The following is a 15,103-nucleotide window of genomic DNA, read 5'->3' on the forward strand; positions in this document are numbered from 1 at the left end:
TCTTTGCGCTGCCGGCCAGCGGCGCCCGACCCCCAATGCTTGAACTCCAGGGAGCCATCTGGTTCCGCTCCGGCTCGCAGGACTGGGGCGGCAAGGACCGCATCGCGCTGCTCGCCGCCATCGGCGAGCATGGCTCGATCACGGCCGCCGCGCGCGCCGTCGGCATCAGCTACAAGGCGGCGTGGGACGCCATCGACGCGATGAACAACAGCGCCGGCGAACCGCTGGTAGTACGCGCCGCGGGCGGCAAGGGCGGCGGCGGCACGCGCCTGACCGCGCGCGGCGAACAGCTGATCCGCACCTATCGCGCGCTCGAAGACGAGCACCGGCGCTTTGTCGCGCAGCTGTCGCGCCTGGGCGAGGGCGTGGCCGACGATATCCACCTGATGAGGCGAATGATGATCAAGACCAGTGCGCGCAACAAGCTGTTCGGGCGCGTCGCCAGCGTGCGCGGCGGCGCGGTCAATGACGAGGTGGTGCTGGAACTGGCCGGCGGGCAGCGCATCGTCGCGACCATCACGCACGAGAGTGTCGAGACGCTGGAGCTGGCCGAGGGCGTGGAGGCCTTTGCGCTGATCAAGGCGTCGTCGGTGCTGGTGGGGCTGCCCGAACCGGGCCTGCGGCTGTCGGCGCGCAACCAGCTGGCGGGCGTGGTGGCGCGCGTGATGCCCGGGGCGGTGAACGCCGAGGTGGTGATCGAACTCGACGGTGGCGGCACGGTGGCGGCCATCGTCACCAACGGCAGCGTCGAGGCGCTGGGGCTGCAGGCGGGCGTGGCCGCGGTGGCGATATTCAAGGCCTCGAGCGTGATCCTGGGCGTGGTGGGATGACTGCCGCGGCGTGCAATAATAGCCGCCCCTGAAGCATGTCGTTTCCCCCGCAATGCACGCCGCGCTGGCTGGCTTTTCCCTCGGTCTTTCCCTGATTCTTGCCATTGGTTCCCAGAATGCTTTCGTGCTGCGGCAAGGCCTGCGGCGCGAGCATGTGTTCTGGGTCTGCCTGGTGTGCGCGCTGTCGGATGCGCTGCTGATCCTGCTGGGCGTGTCGGGCTTTGCCGTGATGATTCGCACGCTGCCGTGGCTGGGCGAGGCGATGCGCTATGGCGGCGCGGCTTTCCTGGTCTGGTATGGCGCGCGCAGCTTTATCGCGGCGTGGCGCTCGAACGCGGTGCTGGACCCCAGCGATGCCGCGTCGCGGCCGCTGGCGCAGACGCTGGCTGTATGCCTGGCGTTCACCTGGCTGAATCCGCATGTGTACCTCGACACGGTGATGCTGATCGGTTCGGTGTCGACCCAGTTCGCGGGCAACACGCGTGCATTCGCCGCGGGTGCCATGACCGCGTCGTTCCTGTTCTTTTTTGCGCTGGGCTACGGCGCGGCGCTGCTGCGGCCGGTGTTTGCGCGGCCGCGGGCGTGGCAGGTGCTGGAAGTGGTGATCGGCATCACCATGTGGGTGATTGCCGCGCGTTTGCTGATCGGTTGAACCGAAGGAGCACGGATGCCGAGAAACGTCGAGATCAAGGCCCGCATCGACAGCGTCGAGGCGCTGTTGCCGCGCGCCGCAGCGCTGGCCGACCACGGGCCTGAGTACATCTGCCAGGACGATACCTTCTTCCGCTGCGCCAACGGGCGGCTCAAGCTGCGCGAGTTCGCGCCGGACCGCGGCGAACTGATCTTCTACGCGCGCGCCGACGAGGCCGGCCCGAAAGAGAGCTTCTACATCCTGTCGCCGACGCCGTCGCCCGGCACGCTGCGCGCCGCGCTGGCCGCCGCGCACGGAGAGGGCGGGCGGGTGCGCAAGCTGCGCACGCTGTACCTGGCCGGACGCACGCGCGTGCACCTGGACCGGGTCGAGGCGCTCGGCGATTTCCTGGAGCTCGAAGTGGTGCTGGCCGATGCGGAAAGCGTCGACGACGGCGTGGCCGAGGCCCACGCCTTGCTGGCCCGCCTGGGCGTTCCCGCGTCCGCCTTGATCGAAGGCGCGTACGTCGACCTGCTGCGCGCGGCTCAGGCCACGCGCGCCGACACCGGCGCGTAGACCGGCGGGTGGTGGCGGCTGGTGCCGCTGCCGAAGATGCGGCCTTCGCGGATTTCGAGCACGTGGTCGCCCAGCGCCTCGACATCGGCCGGGTCGTGCGAGATCACCAGCATCGGCACGTCGAGGCTGGCCTGCAGCGTGCGCAGCTCCGCCCGCATGCGCGCGCGCAGCGCGGGGTCCAGCGCCGAGAACGGTTCATCGAGCAGGACGATGTCGGGCTGCGCCACCAGTGCGCGCGCCAGCGCCACGCGCTGCTTCTGGCCGCCGGAGATCTCCCCCGGGTAGTTGCCGGCGATGTCGGCCAGGCCGAAGGCATCGATCCAGCGCTGCGCCTGCGGATGCACCGCGCCGCGACGTGGGTTGCGCCAGCCGCGCGCCAGGCCGAAGCCGATGTTCTGGCCCACGGTCAGGTGCGGGAACAGCGCGTATTCCTGGAACAGGTAGGCCACCCGGCGTTCCTGCGGACGCACGTCGATGCCGGCGTCGGCGTCGAACAGGGTGCGGCCGTTCAGCACGATGCGGCCGCTGTCCGGGGTCAGCAGGCCGGCGATGGCGCGCAGCGTCAGGCTCTTGCCCGCGCCCGAGGGGCCGAACAGCGCAATGCGCCGGCTGGCCGAATCGAATTCGATATCGAGCCCGAAGTGGCGGTCGGCCGAAACCATCTGCTTGCGGATGCTGACGTGCATGCTCATGGCGATATGCGTGGCCCTGGCGTTAGCGGACGCGCGGGCGCAAGCGCCGGCGTTCGTAGAGTTCAGCGGGATTGCGCGCGGCCGCCGGCACCAGGCGTCCGGCAATCACCAGCAGCAGCACGCAGGTCACGGAAGTCACCAGCACCAGCAGGTTGGCGGTGTTGTCGTCGCCGGCCTGGACCGCCTCGTAGATGGCCACCGACAGCGTCTGCGTGCGCCCGGGCAGGTTGCCGGCGATCATCAGCGTGGCGCCGAATTCGCCCAGCGCGCGCGCAAACGCCAGCAGCACGCCGGCGATGATGCCGCGCGCCGCCAGCGGCAGCGTGACGCGGAAGAAGATGCCGGCCTCGGGCACGCCCAGCACGCGCGCGGCGTTTTCGAGCTGGTGGTCCACGCCTTCGAAGGCGGCGCGCGCGGACTTCAGCACCAGCGGGAAGGCGACGATGGTCGACGCCAGCACCGCTCCCTGCCAGGTAAAGACCAGTTCGATGCCCAGTCGCGCCAGCCACTCGCCGAACACGCCGCGGCGTCCCACCAGCACCAGCAGGTAATAGCCCAGCACCGTCGGCGGCAGCACCAGCGGCAGCGTCAGCACCGCATCGACCACGTCGCGCAGCGGCGAGCGCCAGCGCGCCAGCGCCCACGCCGCGCCGACGCCGAGCACGGCGTTCAGCGCGGTGGCCCAGCCCGCCACCTTCAGCGACAGCAGCAGCGGTACCCAGACGGCATCCATGGCGTGCGCGGCGCGGCCTCAGGGTTTGAGGAAGCCGAAGCGCGACAGGATCGCCTGGCCGTCCGGCGAGGCGACATAGTCGACGAACTGCGCCGCTTCCTTCGGCTGGCGCGCCTGGCTGGTGACCGCAATCGGGTAGGTCACCGGCGTGCGGCTGGGCACGCGCACCGCCACTTTGACCTTGTCGGGCATCACGGTGGCGTCGGTGGCGAAGACGAAGCCGGCCTCGACCTCGCCGCGCGCGACGTAGTCCAGGCTCTGGCGCACGTTCTGCGCCGGCACGCCCTTGGCGGCGACCGCGTCCCACAGCCCGGCCGCTTCCAGCGCGCCGCGGGTGTAGCGGCCCACCGGCACCGAGGCCGGGTTGCCGTAGGCGATGCGCCGGACTTCCGGGCGCGTCAGGTCCTGCAGCGAGGCGATCGGCAGCTTGCTGTCGGCCGGCACGATCATCACCACCTGGTTGGCGGCGAAGTTGCGGCGCGAGGCCGGCGCGATCACCTTCTCGGCCTCGGCCTTGTTCATCGCCTCCTGGTCGGCCGAGGCGAACACATCGGCCGGCGCGCCCTTGACGATCTGCTGCATCAGCACGTCCGAGGCGCCGAAGTTCAGCACCACGTGCGTGCCGGGGTGGGCGCGCTCGTAGGACTCGGCCAGCGCTTTGAAGGCGTTGGTCAGGCTGGCGGCCGCGGACACCACCAGATCGGCGGCGAAGGCGGGCGGGGCGGCCAGCGCCAGCATCGCGGCGGCGGCCAGCAGCACCCCGCGGCGGCGGGAACGGAAGGCAGGCATCGGAATCCTCGGGAAGCGGCCGCCGGCATGCAAGGGCGCGGCAAGGCCGGAGCGGGTGGACTGTCAGGCGCAATATACGTCTGTATATAGCGACGCGTCAATGATGCGCCATGACGGGTGTCAGGGGTATTCCAACGCGCATAAGTGCTGTATCAGGGGCTGCGAATGAGCCCGCGGCGGGAACGGCTGGCGCCTGCCTGGCGCCAGCCCTGCCGGCTTCAGGCCGGCGGCGTGCCTTCCTTGAACATGGATTTCAGCTGGCTGCGCAGCTCAGGGGTGTCCTGATGCTTGTGCACCGCCACCGCATGCTGGACCGCGGCTTCGAGCAGTTCGTCCTCGCTGTCGGCGCTCAGCGCGACCGTGCAGTGGGTGTCGCTCGGAAACTCGCGGCAATCGATAAACTTGCGTGCCATGATGCCTCCTGACGCCGGCCCGCGGGCTGGGTGGAGCCGGTGCATCAAGTATAGGCACGCCGTGCCTGCCGGTTGGCGCCCTACGGCACCGGCGTCAGCACCTTGCCGCCGGCCAGGAACGCGTCGAGATTCTGCAGCGTCAGCGCGGTCATCGCGGCGCGCGTCTCGTGCGTGCCGCTGGCCATGTGCGGCGCCAGCACGACATGTTCCATCGCCAGCAGCGCCGGCGGCACGTTGGGTTCGTCCTGGAACACATCGAGCCCCGCGCCGCCGAGCCGGCCTTCGGCCAGCGCCGCGACCAGCGCCGCCTCGTCGACCACGCTGCCGCGCGAGACATTGACCAGGATGCCGCGCGGGCCGAGCGCATCGAGGATCTCGCGCGACACCAGCCCCGCGGTGGAGGGTCCGCCGACGGTGGCCACCACCAGGAAATCCGCCCACGTTGCCAGCGCCTTCAGGTCCGCTTCGAAGCGCCACGGCGCGCCTGTGCGCGGGCGGCGGTTGTGGTACGCGATCTCCATGTCGAAGCCCTGCGCGCGCCGCGCGACGATCTCGCCGATGCGGCCCAGGCCGAGGATGCCCAGCTTCTTGCCCGCTACGCGCGTGGTCAGCGGGAAGCCGCCCTGCGGCCAGCGCCCGGCGCGCACGTAGCGGTCGCCATGGGCAATGCCGCGGGCCGCATCCAGCAGCAGCCCGAAGGCGAGGTCGGCGACGCAGTCGTTGAGCACGTCGGGCGTGTTGCTGACCTGGATGGCGCGCGCGCGGGCGGCGTCCAGCGCGATCGCGTCATAGCCCACGCCGAAGCTGACGATGGCTTCCAGGCGCGGCAGCGCGTCGATCAGCGCGGCACTGCAGCCGTGGCGCGCCGAGGTGACCACCACGCGCACCTGCTGCCCCTCGCTGCGCGCCCAGGCCAGCGGATCGGCCTGCTGCCACAGCGCCGCGGCGCCGTACTGTTGCTGCAGGGTGGCATTGGTCTGCGGCGCGAGCGGGCCGACCTGGAGGATCTGGGGAGCGGGCATGGGAATGAGGCGGTCGAGGCGTGACCGGCAATGTTAGCGCAAGGGCTGACCCCGCGCCGGCGCGCGGCCGGCCGCGTGCGCGCAAGCTGTGCGATGTTCGGGCAGCGGCCGCGCACCACCGGCGCGGGCCGCGGGTTATGCTGCAATCCTCGCGGCCTGACGCCGCGCCACGCTTGTTCCACGTGCCATGACCACCATCTACCTCGCCGGCTTTGACGTGTTCCGCAAGGACGCGCGCGCCTGGGGCGAGCATCTCAAGGCGCTGTGCGCGGCGCATGGCTTCACCGGCCTGTATCCGCTCGACCAGTCCGCGCCAGAAGGCCTGTCCGGCCCCGACACCGCACGCTGGATCTATGACGCCAACATCGCGCTGCTGCGGCGCGCCGACCTGGTGATGGCCAACCTGGATGACTTCCGCGGCCCCGGCGAAGCGGATTCCGGCACGGCGTTCGAAGTCGGCTTTGCGGTGGCGCTGGGCAAGCCCGTGTGGGCCTACAGCGCCGATGCCGGCACGCTGCGCGAGCGCGTCACGGTGGCCACCGATGCCGACGGCACGCCGCTGGATGCGCGCGGCTTTACCGTCGAGGACTTCGGCCTGGGCAAGAACCTGATGCTGGCGTGCCCGGTCCGGCTGGTGCGGGGCGGGGCGGCCGAATGCCTGGCGGCCATGGCCGCCGCCCGGCACGACCTCGACGCGGCCGTCCGCAGCGGCGGCTAGCGCCGCAGCGCCTGCACGCCGGCCGCGATATCGTTGGCCGTGCTCGCGACGATCTCGCGATACGCCGCGACCACGCCGTCGACGGCGCCCGGCGCCGGCAGCTCGGCCTGCGTCCTGCCGCTGACCACCTTGCCATCGGGCAGCCGCCGCACGGTCCAGTTGATGGTGGCGCCGGCACGCTGGCCCACGTCGGCGTCCAGGCGCAGCACTTCGGTGGTGATGCGGTACAGCGGCTGCACGTCGGACAGCCCCTGCTGGTAGGTGTCGACCGCGCCCAGCGTGGCCTGCAGGCGTTGCGACAGCGCATCGCGCAGCTCGTCCGGCAGCGGCGACGACCAGCGTGACAGGTCCAGCAGTCGCACCCCCGCATCGTTGCCGCCGCCGCTGTCGTTACCGCCGCGGCCATCGCGCACCACCAGCTGCGGCCGGTTGAGGCGCTCCGGCACCCGCACAGGTGCCACTTCCAGCCACAGCGTGTCCGTCGACGGCGCCGCTGCCGGCGCTGGCGCGGCAACCGCCGCCGGCCCTTGCGCCAGCGTGTAGTAGCGCGGTTCGGGCGAGGCGCAGCCCGCCAGCACCGCCGCGGCGGCGCTGGCGCAGACCAGGGTGAGCGGAAGGCGCTTCATCATTCTTTCTCCGGCTTGCCGCGCAACAGCGCTTCAGGGTGGCGTTCAAGGTAGTCGGTCAGCGTGCGCAGCGATGTGGCGGTGCGTGTCAGCTCCTGCAGCATGCGGCGCGTGTCCTGCTGCAGCGGCGCGTCCGACGCCAGCGTGCCGTTGGCCGCGGTCAGGGTCTTGCGCGCGTCCTGCAGCGCGGCCAGCACCTGCGGCGCGACATCGCCGTTGAGCTGCTGCACCAGCTTGTCGGCGGTGGCCAGGGTCTTGTTCAGGCTGGACACCGTGGTGCGCAGGTCCTGGCCGATCTGGTCGAACGGCACCTTGTCGATGCGGTTGACGATGTCGCCCACCTGCGCCTGCAGCTGGTCGAACGCGCCCGGCGTGGTGGCGAACTCCGGAATCGGCGCGTCCAGGTCGACCTTGGCCGGCGCCGCCTTCGGGAAGAAGTCCAGCGCCACGTACAGCTGCCCGGTGAGCAGGTTGCCGGTGCGCAGCTGCGCGCGCATGCCCCGCTGCAGCAGGCCCTGGATGATCTTGCGCGCGCGTTCGCGGTCTTCGACGTCGCGTTCGCGGAAGCCCATGCGCGACGGGTACAGCTCGACCACCACCGGCATGCGGAAGGCGCGCTTCTCGCGCTGGAACTCGATGCCGATCGAACGCACCTGGCCCACCACCACGCCGCGGAAGTCCACCGGCGCGCCCGGCGACAGGCCGCGCACGGACTGGTCGAAATTGAGCACCGCCAGCGTCGGCGCCAGCTCTTCCGGCTCCTTCATCGCCTCGGCCTGGTCGCCGGCCAGCAGGAACTGGGTGTTCTCGGCGGCGGCGTCGGTGGCGGTGGTGTGGTCCGGCGCCTGGAAGGCGACGCCGCCCAGCAGCACCGTCACCAGCGATTGCGTCGACAGCTTGAGCCCGCCGGCATCGAGCTTCAGGTCGACCCCGCTGGCATGCCAGAAGCGCGTGTCGGCGGTGACCAGCTTGTCATAGGGCTTGTTGACGAACACGCGCAGCGTGATATCGCGCCCGTTGGGATCGAGCTGGTAGGCCACCACCTGGCCAACCAGCACGCGCCGGTAGTAGACCGGCGAGCCGATATCGAGCGACCCCAGCTCCGACGCGCGCAGCACGAACTGCTTGCCGGAAGCGTCGGTGGTCACCACCGGCGGCACTTCCAGGCCCTTGAAGTCGCGCGCGGAGTCCGTCGACTTGCCCGCGTCGACGCCGATATAGGCGCCCGACAGCAGCGTCTCCAGCCCCGACACGCCGCTGGCGGCGAAGCGCGGGCGCACCACCCAGAAGCGGGTGTCGGCGACGGCGAAGTTCTCGGCGTCCTTGGTCAGGTCGATCGTCGCCACCACGTGCGAGCGGTCGCGCGCCAGGCGCACCGACTTGACCAGGCCGATGTCGACGTCCTTGTAGCGCACCGCGGTCTTGCCGGGTGTAAGGCCTTCGGCGGTGCGGAAGCTGACGGTGATCTCGGGCCCGCGCGAGGCCAGCGTGTGCACCAGCAGCGAGATCCCGACCACCGCGGCAACGATCGGGATCAGCCACACCAGCGAGGGCAGCCAGCGCGCGCGGCGCCGGCGTTCGGGGCGCGGCAGGCCGGACGGAGGGGGCGGGGGCGGCGAGGGCGGCATGGCACCCGCCGGGGCTTGGTTGTCAGTGTCGGGCATTGTCAGGTTCCAGCGAATCCCACAGCAGGCGCGGATCGAAGCTGAGCGAGGCCAGCATGGTCAGCACCACGACCGCGCCGAAGGCGAGCGCGCCGCCGCCGGGGATGATGGTGGCCAGCGCCCCGGCCCGCACCAGCGAGGCCAGCAGCGCCACCACGAAAATATCGAGCATCGACCAGCGGCCGATCACCTCCACCAGGCCGTACAGCCGGGTCTGCTGCCGGATCCGCCAGCTCGAGCGGAAGTGCACCGACAGCAGCAGGAAGGTCAGGATCGCCATCTTCAGCAGCGGCACCACGATGCTGGCGATCAGCACCAGCACGGCCAGCATGTGCGAGCCGGACAGCCACAGGTAGATCACGCCCGACAGGATGGTGTCCCGCTGCGTGCCGAGGATGGACTGCGTCACCATCACCGGCAGCATGTTGGCAGGAATATAGAGGATGTACGCGGCCAGCAGGAAGGCCCAGGTGCGCGCCAGGCTGTTCGGCTTGCGATGGTGCAGGGTGGCGCCGCAGCGCGGGCAGGGCGCGCCTTCCAGCGTGCGCGGGCTGACCAGGTCGCAGGCGTGGCAGGACACCAGGCCCAGGCCGCTCGCGGTGGGCACCTGCGGCAGCGGGGTGTTCTCGTCGTCGTCGGTCAGTTCCGCCACCACCTCGCGCGCGAGCTGGCGCGGACGGGCCAGGCGTCCGGCGGGCGGCGGCGGTTGCTGCGGCTGCTGCGGTGGCGTCATCGGCGCTCCTCGTCCGCCGCCGCGGCCTTGTCATCGGGCGTTTCCAGGTGGCGCCACAGGTCGCGCGGATCGAACGACAGCATCGCCGCCAGCACGATCACCAGCGCCGCGAACGACCACAGCGCAATGCCCGGCAGCACGCGCGCCATGGTCGAGAGCTTCACCAGCGTCACCAGCACGCCGATCATGAAGACCTCGATCATGCCCCACGGCCGGGTCTGGCGGATGCCGCGCACGATGCGGTCGAAGCCGGCCGGCATGCGGTGCTGCGCCATCGGCACCAGCAGGTAAATCATCATCAGCAGCTCGGACAGCGGGAACAGGATGGTGGTGGCGAACACCAGCGCCGCCACCAGCGCCATCTGGTCCGCATACAGCGCCTGCACCGCGCCCAGCAGGGTGGTCTGGGTGCGTACCCCTTTCAGGTCCATCTCGACGATGGGGTAGGCGTTGGAGATCAGGAACAGGATCAGCGCGGTGATCACCAGCGGCAGCAGGCGGTGGTAGTGGCGCCGGCTCTCGCGGTAGAGCTGGCCGCCGCAGCGCAGGCACAGCGCGCGCTCGCCGGGCGAGATCGGGGTGCGCTCGTAGACGGCGTCGCAGTATTCGCAGGCCACCAGCCGGTGCAGCGCGGCCGGCAAGGTGTCGGGCAGTGCGGTCTCTGGCGGGGCCGGGGGTACGTCGTGTGCCGCCATCAGCCGGATCGCTTGCCGGTGGCTGCCGGCGGCACATCGGGATTGTCGACCACGGCCGGGGCCGGTGCCGGCGCGGATGCCAGCGCCGCGCCCTGGCGCAGGTCGCGCTGCAGCTCGCCCTGCGAGCCGATGGTCCAGTCGCGCAGCAGGGCATAGGCCACCGCCAGCAGCGTCGGGCCGATGAACACGCCCAGGAAGCCGAACGCCAGCGCGCCGCCGAGCACGCCCAGCATGATCCAGATCAGCGGCATGCCGGTGCCCTTGCTGATCAGCAGCGGCTTGACGATGTTGTCGGCCATGCTGACCACGCCCACGCCCCACACCACCAGGAAGATGGCCCAGCCGGTGGCGCCGGTGTGGTACAGCCACAGCGCGGCCGGCAGCCACACCAGCGGCGGCCCGACCGGCACCACCGACAGGAAGAAGGTCACGAAGCCGAGGATGGCGGCGCCCGGCACGCCCGCGATCCACAGGCCGAGGCCGGCCAGCACGGCCTGGATGAAGGCGGTGCCCAGCACGCCGTAGACCACGCCCTTGACGGTGCTGCCCGCCAGCTCCAGCAGGTGGTCGGCGCGCTCGCCGGCAATGCGGCGCATGCCGGCGCGCAGCCAGGCAATGGCGAACTCGCCGCCGGTGTAGAAGAAGAACGCCAGGATGATCGACAGCGCCAGCTGCCCCAGTCCGGCGCCGATCGACAGCCCCGCGCCCAGCAGCACGTGGCCGACCGGTGCGATCAGCTTGCGCAGGTTGGCGACCATCTCGGAATCGGCATTGATCAGGCTGTCCCACGAGCTTTGCAGGTAGCTGCCGACATAGGGCAGGCTGCTCAGCCACAGCGGCAGCTGCGGCAGCCCGTGCTCCATATAGCGGTCGACCAGCGCGGCGAGGTCGTCCAGGTGCGCGGAGAAACTGGCGCCGGCATAGACGAACGGGCCCAGCACGATCACCGTCGCCAGCAGCACGCAGATCAGCGCGGCCAGGCCGCGGCGATTGCCGAGCCAGCGCGACAGCACGGTGTAGGGGTGCCAGGAGCTGAACGCCAGGATCGCGCCCCACAGCAGGGCCGTGGTGAACGGCGCCAGGACCAGCAGCGAGCCGCCGATCAGCACGATCAGCGCGAAGACGGCGGCGATTTTTTCGATTAACTGGCCGGAACTCATGGTTGGGGGTTCTCCGTTTGTCCCCTTTGAGAGTTGGGTGTGACGGGGACGGCGTAAATATAGCTTAAGGGGGAGGGTGGGTTGGGAAACGGGGGGTTTGGGGGGCGGTTTTTGGGGGGTTGTCGCTGTTGGTGACATGCTGTCGGCTTTTGAACCGTATGGTTCCGCCCTCCTGGGCGGGTCACTTTTTGGCCGAGCGCCAAAAAGTAACCAAAAAGCGCGTTTACTGCCCTGCGGGCGGCATGTCTTATCGTAGTGTGCGTTGGGGTTTTCGTACGGGGCTTTGCTTCCTCACATAGCTGGACTGCCTGCCGCGGTGGTGCGCGACGGTGGCAGGGGCGTTGAAGTGTGGGTTGAACGAGCCCAGAGCGCGGAGTGGCCCCTGCTGCGGGCCTTGTCGTAGGAACGCCTACGGCTGCGCTGCGCGCGGTCAGTATCGTAGGTCAGGGGCCCTGGCTTGGAACGCGTCGCTGCGCTCGCTTGGCGCTGCAGGTTGGTGACCCGGCTCGGCAGTCTGCGGGCGGCCGTATTGCGGAGATGCCTGCGGCTGCCGCGGGCTCAATTGCGGTGACGGTCATTGGCGTTTGCGCGCAGCTCAGCCAAAGGGTTGTGGATTTCGCTCGCCAGCCCAGACCATCGCCCGTCAGCGCCAAGCGAGCGCAGCGACGCGTTCTGTGCCAGGGCCCACGCCCCGCGATACTGACGGCGCAGCAGCCGTAGGCGTTCCTACGACAAGGCCCGCAGCAGGCGGCCACCAAGCGCTCTGGGCTCGTTCAAACACCACGCCAACGCCCCTGTCACCGTGGTGCACCCCTGCGGCAGGCAGTCCAGCTATGTGAGGAAGCAAAGCCCCGTACGAAAACCCCCGGGCACACTACGATAAGACATGCCGCCCGCAGGGCAGTAAACGCGCTTTTTGGTTACTTTTTGGCGCTCGGCCAAAAAGTGACCCGCCCAGGAGGGCGGAACCAAGCGGTTCAAAGGCCGACAGCATGTCACCAAAAGCGACAAACCCCCAAACCAGAACCAAGCTCCAGCCCCCCTTAATCCGGCACCGCCATCACCCCACTCTTCAACAACGCCGCCACCAGATCCGACTGCGTCACCATCCCCACCACCCGCCGCTGGTCATCGATCACCGGCGCATGATGCAGCCCGCCGTCGGAAAACGCCTGCGCCAGTTCCACCATCGGCTGGTCGGGCCGCGCGGTAACGACCGCCCGCGTCATCAGGTTGCGAACCGTGCCGGCCAGCCGCCGTGCCCCCGTGTCGCGCTGCGCCGCAAAGAAATCGCTCTGCGTGATGATTCCCTCCAGCTTGCGCGTCGCATCGACCACCGGCAGGGCCTTGATGCGATGCCGCGACAGCAGGTGCCCGGCTTCGTGCGCGGGCTGGTCCGGCGTCACCGTGATCACGTCCCGCGACATGATTTCGCCGCACAGCACGTTGCCGAAATGGCGGCGATAGGCGCGCAGTTGCGCCGCGACCAGGATCTGCTCGAGGTCGTCTTCCTCGATATCCAGGAATTCGCCGCGCACCTTCAGTGCCGCATCGAGGTCCGCGCGGGTTACGCCGACGCGCTGGGTGGGGGGTACGTCCTTGGTGCCATGCTGCACCGCGGGTTCGGGCGGGCGATGGGGGTAGCGCCGGCGCGACAGGTTGTTGAAGGCCAGCGCCATCATCAGCATCAGCATCGAATTGAACAGCACCGGCACGGCCACGAAGCCGAAGCCCAGCGCACTGACCGCCGGCCCGCCGAAGACGGCGGTGATGGCCACCGCGCCGCTGGGCGGGTGCACGCAATGGAACTGGAACATCAGCGCGATGGCGACGGCCACTGCGACGGCGGCGGCGAGGCCGGGGTCGGGGATCCAGCGCGCGCAGGCCACGCCGACCACCCCCGCGATCAGGTTGCCGCCGATGATCGACCATGGCTGCGCCAACGGCGACGACGGCACCGCGAACAGCAGCACCGCCGAGGCGCCCATCGGCGCGACGAACCAGGGATTGAAGCCGCCCAGGGTCTGGTGGCTGATCCATTCCGTGCACAGCAGGCCCAGCAGGGCGCCGAAGCAACTCTTGAGGCGCTCCTTGCGGCTGGCGGCGACCGGCAAGGGAACGAATGTGCGCAGCCAGGCACGAGCGTTATGCGCCAGGGCGGAGACGGGGGCGGTTTGCATTCTTGGGACGGGGGGGCGCTTTGGAATGGTGCACGTAATATATCACGGGGTGATATATCGGGTCGTTCTTGGTGCGGCGCATCCCGGTGATGGGGCATGCCGCACCGCACAAGGGCGCGGCAGGGTGAGGCGCGGCCGGAGGCAAGGCCCCGGCGGCCTTACTTGTAGGTCGACAGCAGGATGCTGGTCTCGGTGGCGCTGATGCCGTCGATCAGCCGGATCCGGTCGAGCGCGCGGTCGAAGGCCTCGAGGGTGTCGGCGCGCAGCTCGGCGATGATGTCCCAGCGGCCGTTGGTGGTGTGCAGCGCCTGCACGTTGGGCTCGCCGCGCAGCGCCTGCAGCACGCTGCGGGTCTTGTTGCCGTCGACGGCGACCGTCATCCAGGCGCGGATGCGATGCGCCTCGGCCTCGGGTCGCAGGCGTACGGTGTAGCCGACGATAAGCCCTTCCTGCTCCAGTTTGTCGATGCGGTTCTGCACTGTCGCGCGCGATACGCGCAGCGCCTGCGCCAGTGCCGTCACCGGCGTTCGCGCGTTGTCGCGCAGGAGGGCAATCAGCTGCTGGTCGGTGGCATCCATGGGGCGAGGGGGCGATTGGCAAAGCGCCAGCGGAACCTGGCGTTTTGCACAATGGTAGGCGCAAACCGGGCAGTTTGCTGGCTTTTGGCTAACGCGTGCTTGCAGCAGAATTCCATCGACGGATGGATTTCCCTGACGGGATGCCGTCGCCCGCCATGCAACCAGGAGCTGCCGTGATCCAGACCGCCACCATCTTGCTGGTCGAGCCGACCTTCTACGACGTGTCGTACAGCATCAATCCGTGGATGGACCCGGCCGCCTGGGCGCGCGATCCGCACGGCATGCACCGCAACGCGACGCAGTCGTTCCACGCGTTGCGCGACGCGCTTGGCCGCGCGGGCTTCGCGGTGGAGCTGGCGCCGGGCGCGCCGGGGCTGCCCGACATGGTGTTCCCGGCCAACGCCGCCGTGGTGCTGGACGGGCGCGCGTTGCTGGCGCGCTTCCGCTATCCGCAGCGCCGCGGCGAGGAAGCGCCGTTCGCCGACATCTTCGGCAAGCTGCGCGAGCGGGGGGTGCTCGACGAAGTCGCGCTGCTGCCGGAAGGGTGCTACCAGGAAGGCGCCGGCGATTGCATCTGGGACGCAGGGCGCGGCCATTTCTGGGCCGGCTTCGGCCCGCGTTCGTCGCACGAGGCGGCGCTGGCGGTGTCGCGCTATTTCGGCAAGGACGTGGTGGCGCTGGAGCTGGCCACCGAGCAAAGCTATCACCTCGACGTGTGCTTCTGCCCGCTGTCGGGCGGCGAGGTGCTGTACTACCCGCCGGCGTTCAGCGCAGCGGCGCTGCGCGAGCTGCGCGCGCGCGTGCCGGCGCGGCTGCGCATCGAGGCCAGCGCCGACGACCTGCGCCATTTCAGCGTCAATGCGGTCAACCTCGACGACCAGGTGGTGATGACCCGCACCACGCCGCACCTGCGCACCGAGCTGGGACGGCGCGGCTACCAGTTGCATGAGGTCGACCTGTCGCCGTTCATGCTGTCGGGCGGCGGCGCCTATTGCATGACCCTGCGGCTGGACCGCAGCAGCGGTCGCGGCGTCGCCGCGGCGGCTGCCTGAGTCCAGGCACG

General features: G+C 70.0%; 17 protein-coding genes. 5 read left to right on the plus strand and 12 right to left on the minus strand.

Translation table 11 applies throughout. The features are described 5' to 3' along the window. The first annotated feature begins 35 nt into the window (after nt 1-35). Genes GA0116996_RS05385 through GA0116996_RS05395 form a run of 3 tightly spaced genes read left to right on the plus strand, consistent with a single transcriptional unit; the run spans nt 36 to nt 2,037 of the window. The gene (locus tag GA0116996_RS05385; protein ID WP_092307979.1) at nt 36-830 is read left to right on the plus strand and encodes a TOBE domain-containing protein; all 795 of its coding nucleotides are present in this window, start codon (nt 36-38) and stop codon (nt 828-830) included. A 52-nt stretch (nt 831-882) separates the two neighbouring features. Continuing rightward, nucleotides 883-1,482 (plus strand): LysE/ArgO family amino acid transporter, encoded by a 600-nt coding sequence (locus tag GA0116996_RS05390; RefSeq protein ID WP_092307981.1) that lies wholly within the window; start codon nt 883-885, stop codon nt 1,480-1,482. A 15-nt stretch (nt 1,483-1,497) separates the two neighbouring features. Continuing rightward, nucleotides 1,498-2,037 carry a class IV adenylate cyclase gene (locus tag GA0116996_RS05395; RefSeq protein ID WP_092307983.1) on the plus strand — a complete coding sequence of 180 codons (540 nt, stop codon included), beginning with the start codon at nt 1,498-1,500 and terminating at the stop codon, nt 2,035-2,037. On the opposite strand, the gene GA0116996_RS05400 is transcribed toward GA0116996_RS05395, so the two are convergent. The 5 genes from GA0116996_RS05400 to GA0116996_RS05420 all read right to left on the minus strand — a co-directional run bounded on the left by GA0116996_RS05400 (nt 2,007) and on the right by GA0116996_RS05420 (nt 5,686). After that, nucleotides 2,007-2,729, minus strand: a complete 723-nt coding sequence (locus GA0116996_RS05400; RefSeq protein ID WP_092307985.1) for a sulfate/molybdate ABC transporter ATP-binding protein — start codon at nt 2,727-2,729, stop codon at nt 2,007-2,009. The two genes, GA0116996_RS05395 and GA0116996_RS05400, sit on opposite strands and share 31 nt — an antisense overlap. A gap of 22 nt (nt 2,730-2,751) precedes the next feature. Beyond that, on the minus strand, nt 2,752-3,462 hold the full coding sequence (modB, locus tag GA0116996_RS05405) for a molybdate ABC transporter permease subunit (RefSeq protein ID WP_062797125.1): 711 nt from the start codon (nt 3,460-3,462) through the stop codon (nt 2,752-2,754). Between the two features lie 18 nt (nt 3,463-3,480). Next, nucleotides 3,481-4,251: a molybdate ABC transporter substrate-binding protein gene (gene modA / locus GA0116996_RS05410; protein WP_092307987.1), complete on the minus strand. Its 771-nt coding sequence runs from the start codon at nt 4,249-4,251 to the stop codon at nt 3,481-3,483. A 218-nt stretch (nt 4,252-4,469) separates the two neighbouring features. Further along, nucleotides 4,470-4,664, minus strand: coding sequence for a DUF1059 domain-containing protein (locus GA0116996_RS05415; protein ID WP_062797129.1), 195 nt, complete (start codon nt 4,662-4,664; stop codon nt 4,470-4,472). 80 nt (nt 4,665-4,744) lie between these two features. Next, nucleotides 4,745-5,686, minus strand: coding sequence for a 2-hydroxyacid dehydrogenase (locus GA0116996_RS05420; protein WP_092307990.1), 942 nt, complete (start codon nt 5,684-5,686; stop codon nt 4,745-4,747). Between the two features lie 187 nt (nt 5,687-5,873). On the opposite strand from GA0116996_RS05420, the gene GA0116996_RS05425 reads away from it, so the two are divergent. Beyond that, nucleotides 5,874-6,404 (plus strand): nucleoside 2-deoxyribosyltransferase, encoded by a 531-nt coding sequence (locus GA0116996_RS05425; RefSeq protein ID WP_092307992.1) that lies wholly within the window; start codon nt 5,874-5,876, stop codon nt 6,402-6,404. On the opposite strand, the gene GA0116996_RS05430 is transcribed toward GA0116996_RS05425, so the two are convergent. The 7 genes from GA0116996_RS05430 to GA0116996_RS05460 all read right to left on the minus strand — a co-directional run bounded on the left by GA0116996_RS05430 (nt 6,401) and on the right by GA0116996_RS05460 (nt 14,040). Next, entirely contained in the window at nt 6,401-7,033 is a 633-nt protein-coding gene (locus GA0116996_RS05430) for a PqiC family protein (protein WP_092307994.1), read from the minus strand. The genes GA0116996_RS05425 and GA0116996_RS05430 overlap by 4 nt on opposite strands. Beyond that, nucleotides 7,030-8,694: a PqiB family protein gene (locus GA0116996_RS05435; protein WP_092307996.1), complete on the minus strand. Its 1,665-nt coding sequence runs from the start codon at nt 8,692-8,694 to the stop codon at nt 7,030-7,032. Before GA0116996_RS05435 ends, GA0116996_RS05430 begins: the two co-directional genes overlap by 4 nt. Further along, nucleotides 8,681-9,427, minus strand: a complete 747-nt coding sequence (locus GA0116996_RS05440) for a paraquat-inducible protein A (protein ID WP_092307998.1) — start codon at nt 9,425-9,427, stop codon at nt 8,681-8,683. The genes GA0116996_RS05435 and GA0116996_RS05440 overlap by 14 nt, the downstream gene beginning before the upstream one ends. After that, a complete protein-coding gene (locus GA0116996_RS05445; RefSeq protein WP_092308000.1) occupies nt 9,424-10,122 on the minus strand; it encodes a paraquat-inducible protein A in 699 nt (232 codons plus the stop codon). Before GA0116996_RS05445 ends, GA0116996_RS05440 begins: the two co-directional genes overlap by 4 nt. Next, a complete protein-coding gene (locus tag GA0116996_RS05450) occupies nt 10,122-11,282 on the minus strand; it encodes an AI-2E family transporter (protein ID WP_092308002.1) in 1,161 nt (386 codons plus the stop codon). Before GA0116996_RS05450 ends, GA0116996_RS05445 begins: the two co-directional genes overlap by 1 nt. A gap of 1,043 nt (nt 11,283-12,325) precedes the next feature. Then, nucleotides 12,326-13,462, minus strand: a complete 1,137-nt coding sequence (locus GA0116996_RS05455; RefSeq protein WP_092308004.1) for an HPP family protein — start codon at nt 13,460-13,462, stop codon at nt 12,326-12,328. Nucleotides 13,463-13,620: 158 nt separating this feature from the next. Beyond that, a complete protein-coding gene (locus GA0116996_RS05460) occupies nt 13,621-14,040 on the minus strand; it encodes an Lrp/AsnC family transcriptional regulator (protein ID WP_092308006.1) in 420 nt (139 codons plus the stop codon). A 173-nt stretch (nt 14,041-14,213) separates the two neighbouring features. Between GA0116996_RS05460 and GA0116996_RS05465 the strand changes: the two genes are divergently transcribed. After that, nucleotides 14,214-15,092: a dimethylarginine dimethylaminohydrolase family protein gene (locus GA0116996_RS05465; protein ID WP_092308008.1), complete on the plus strand. Its 879-nt coding sequence runs from the start codon at nt 14,214-14,216 to the stop codon at nt 15,090-15,092. Nucleotides 15,093-15,103: the final 11 nt, after the last annotated feature.

The sequence above is a fragment of the Cupriavidus alkaliphilus genome (assembly GCF_900094595.1).
GTDB classification, from domain to species: domain Bacteria; phylum Pseudomonadota; class Gammaproteobacteria; order Burkholderiales; family Burkholderiaceae; genus Cupriavidus; species Cupriavidus alkaliphilus.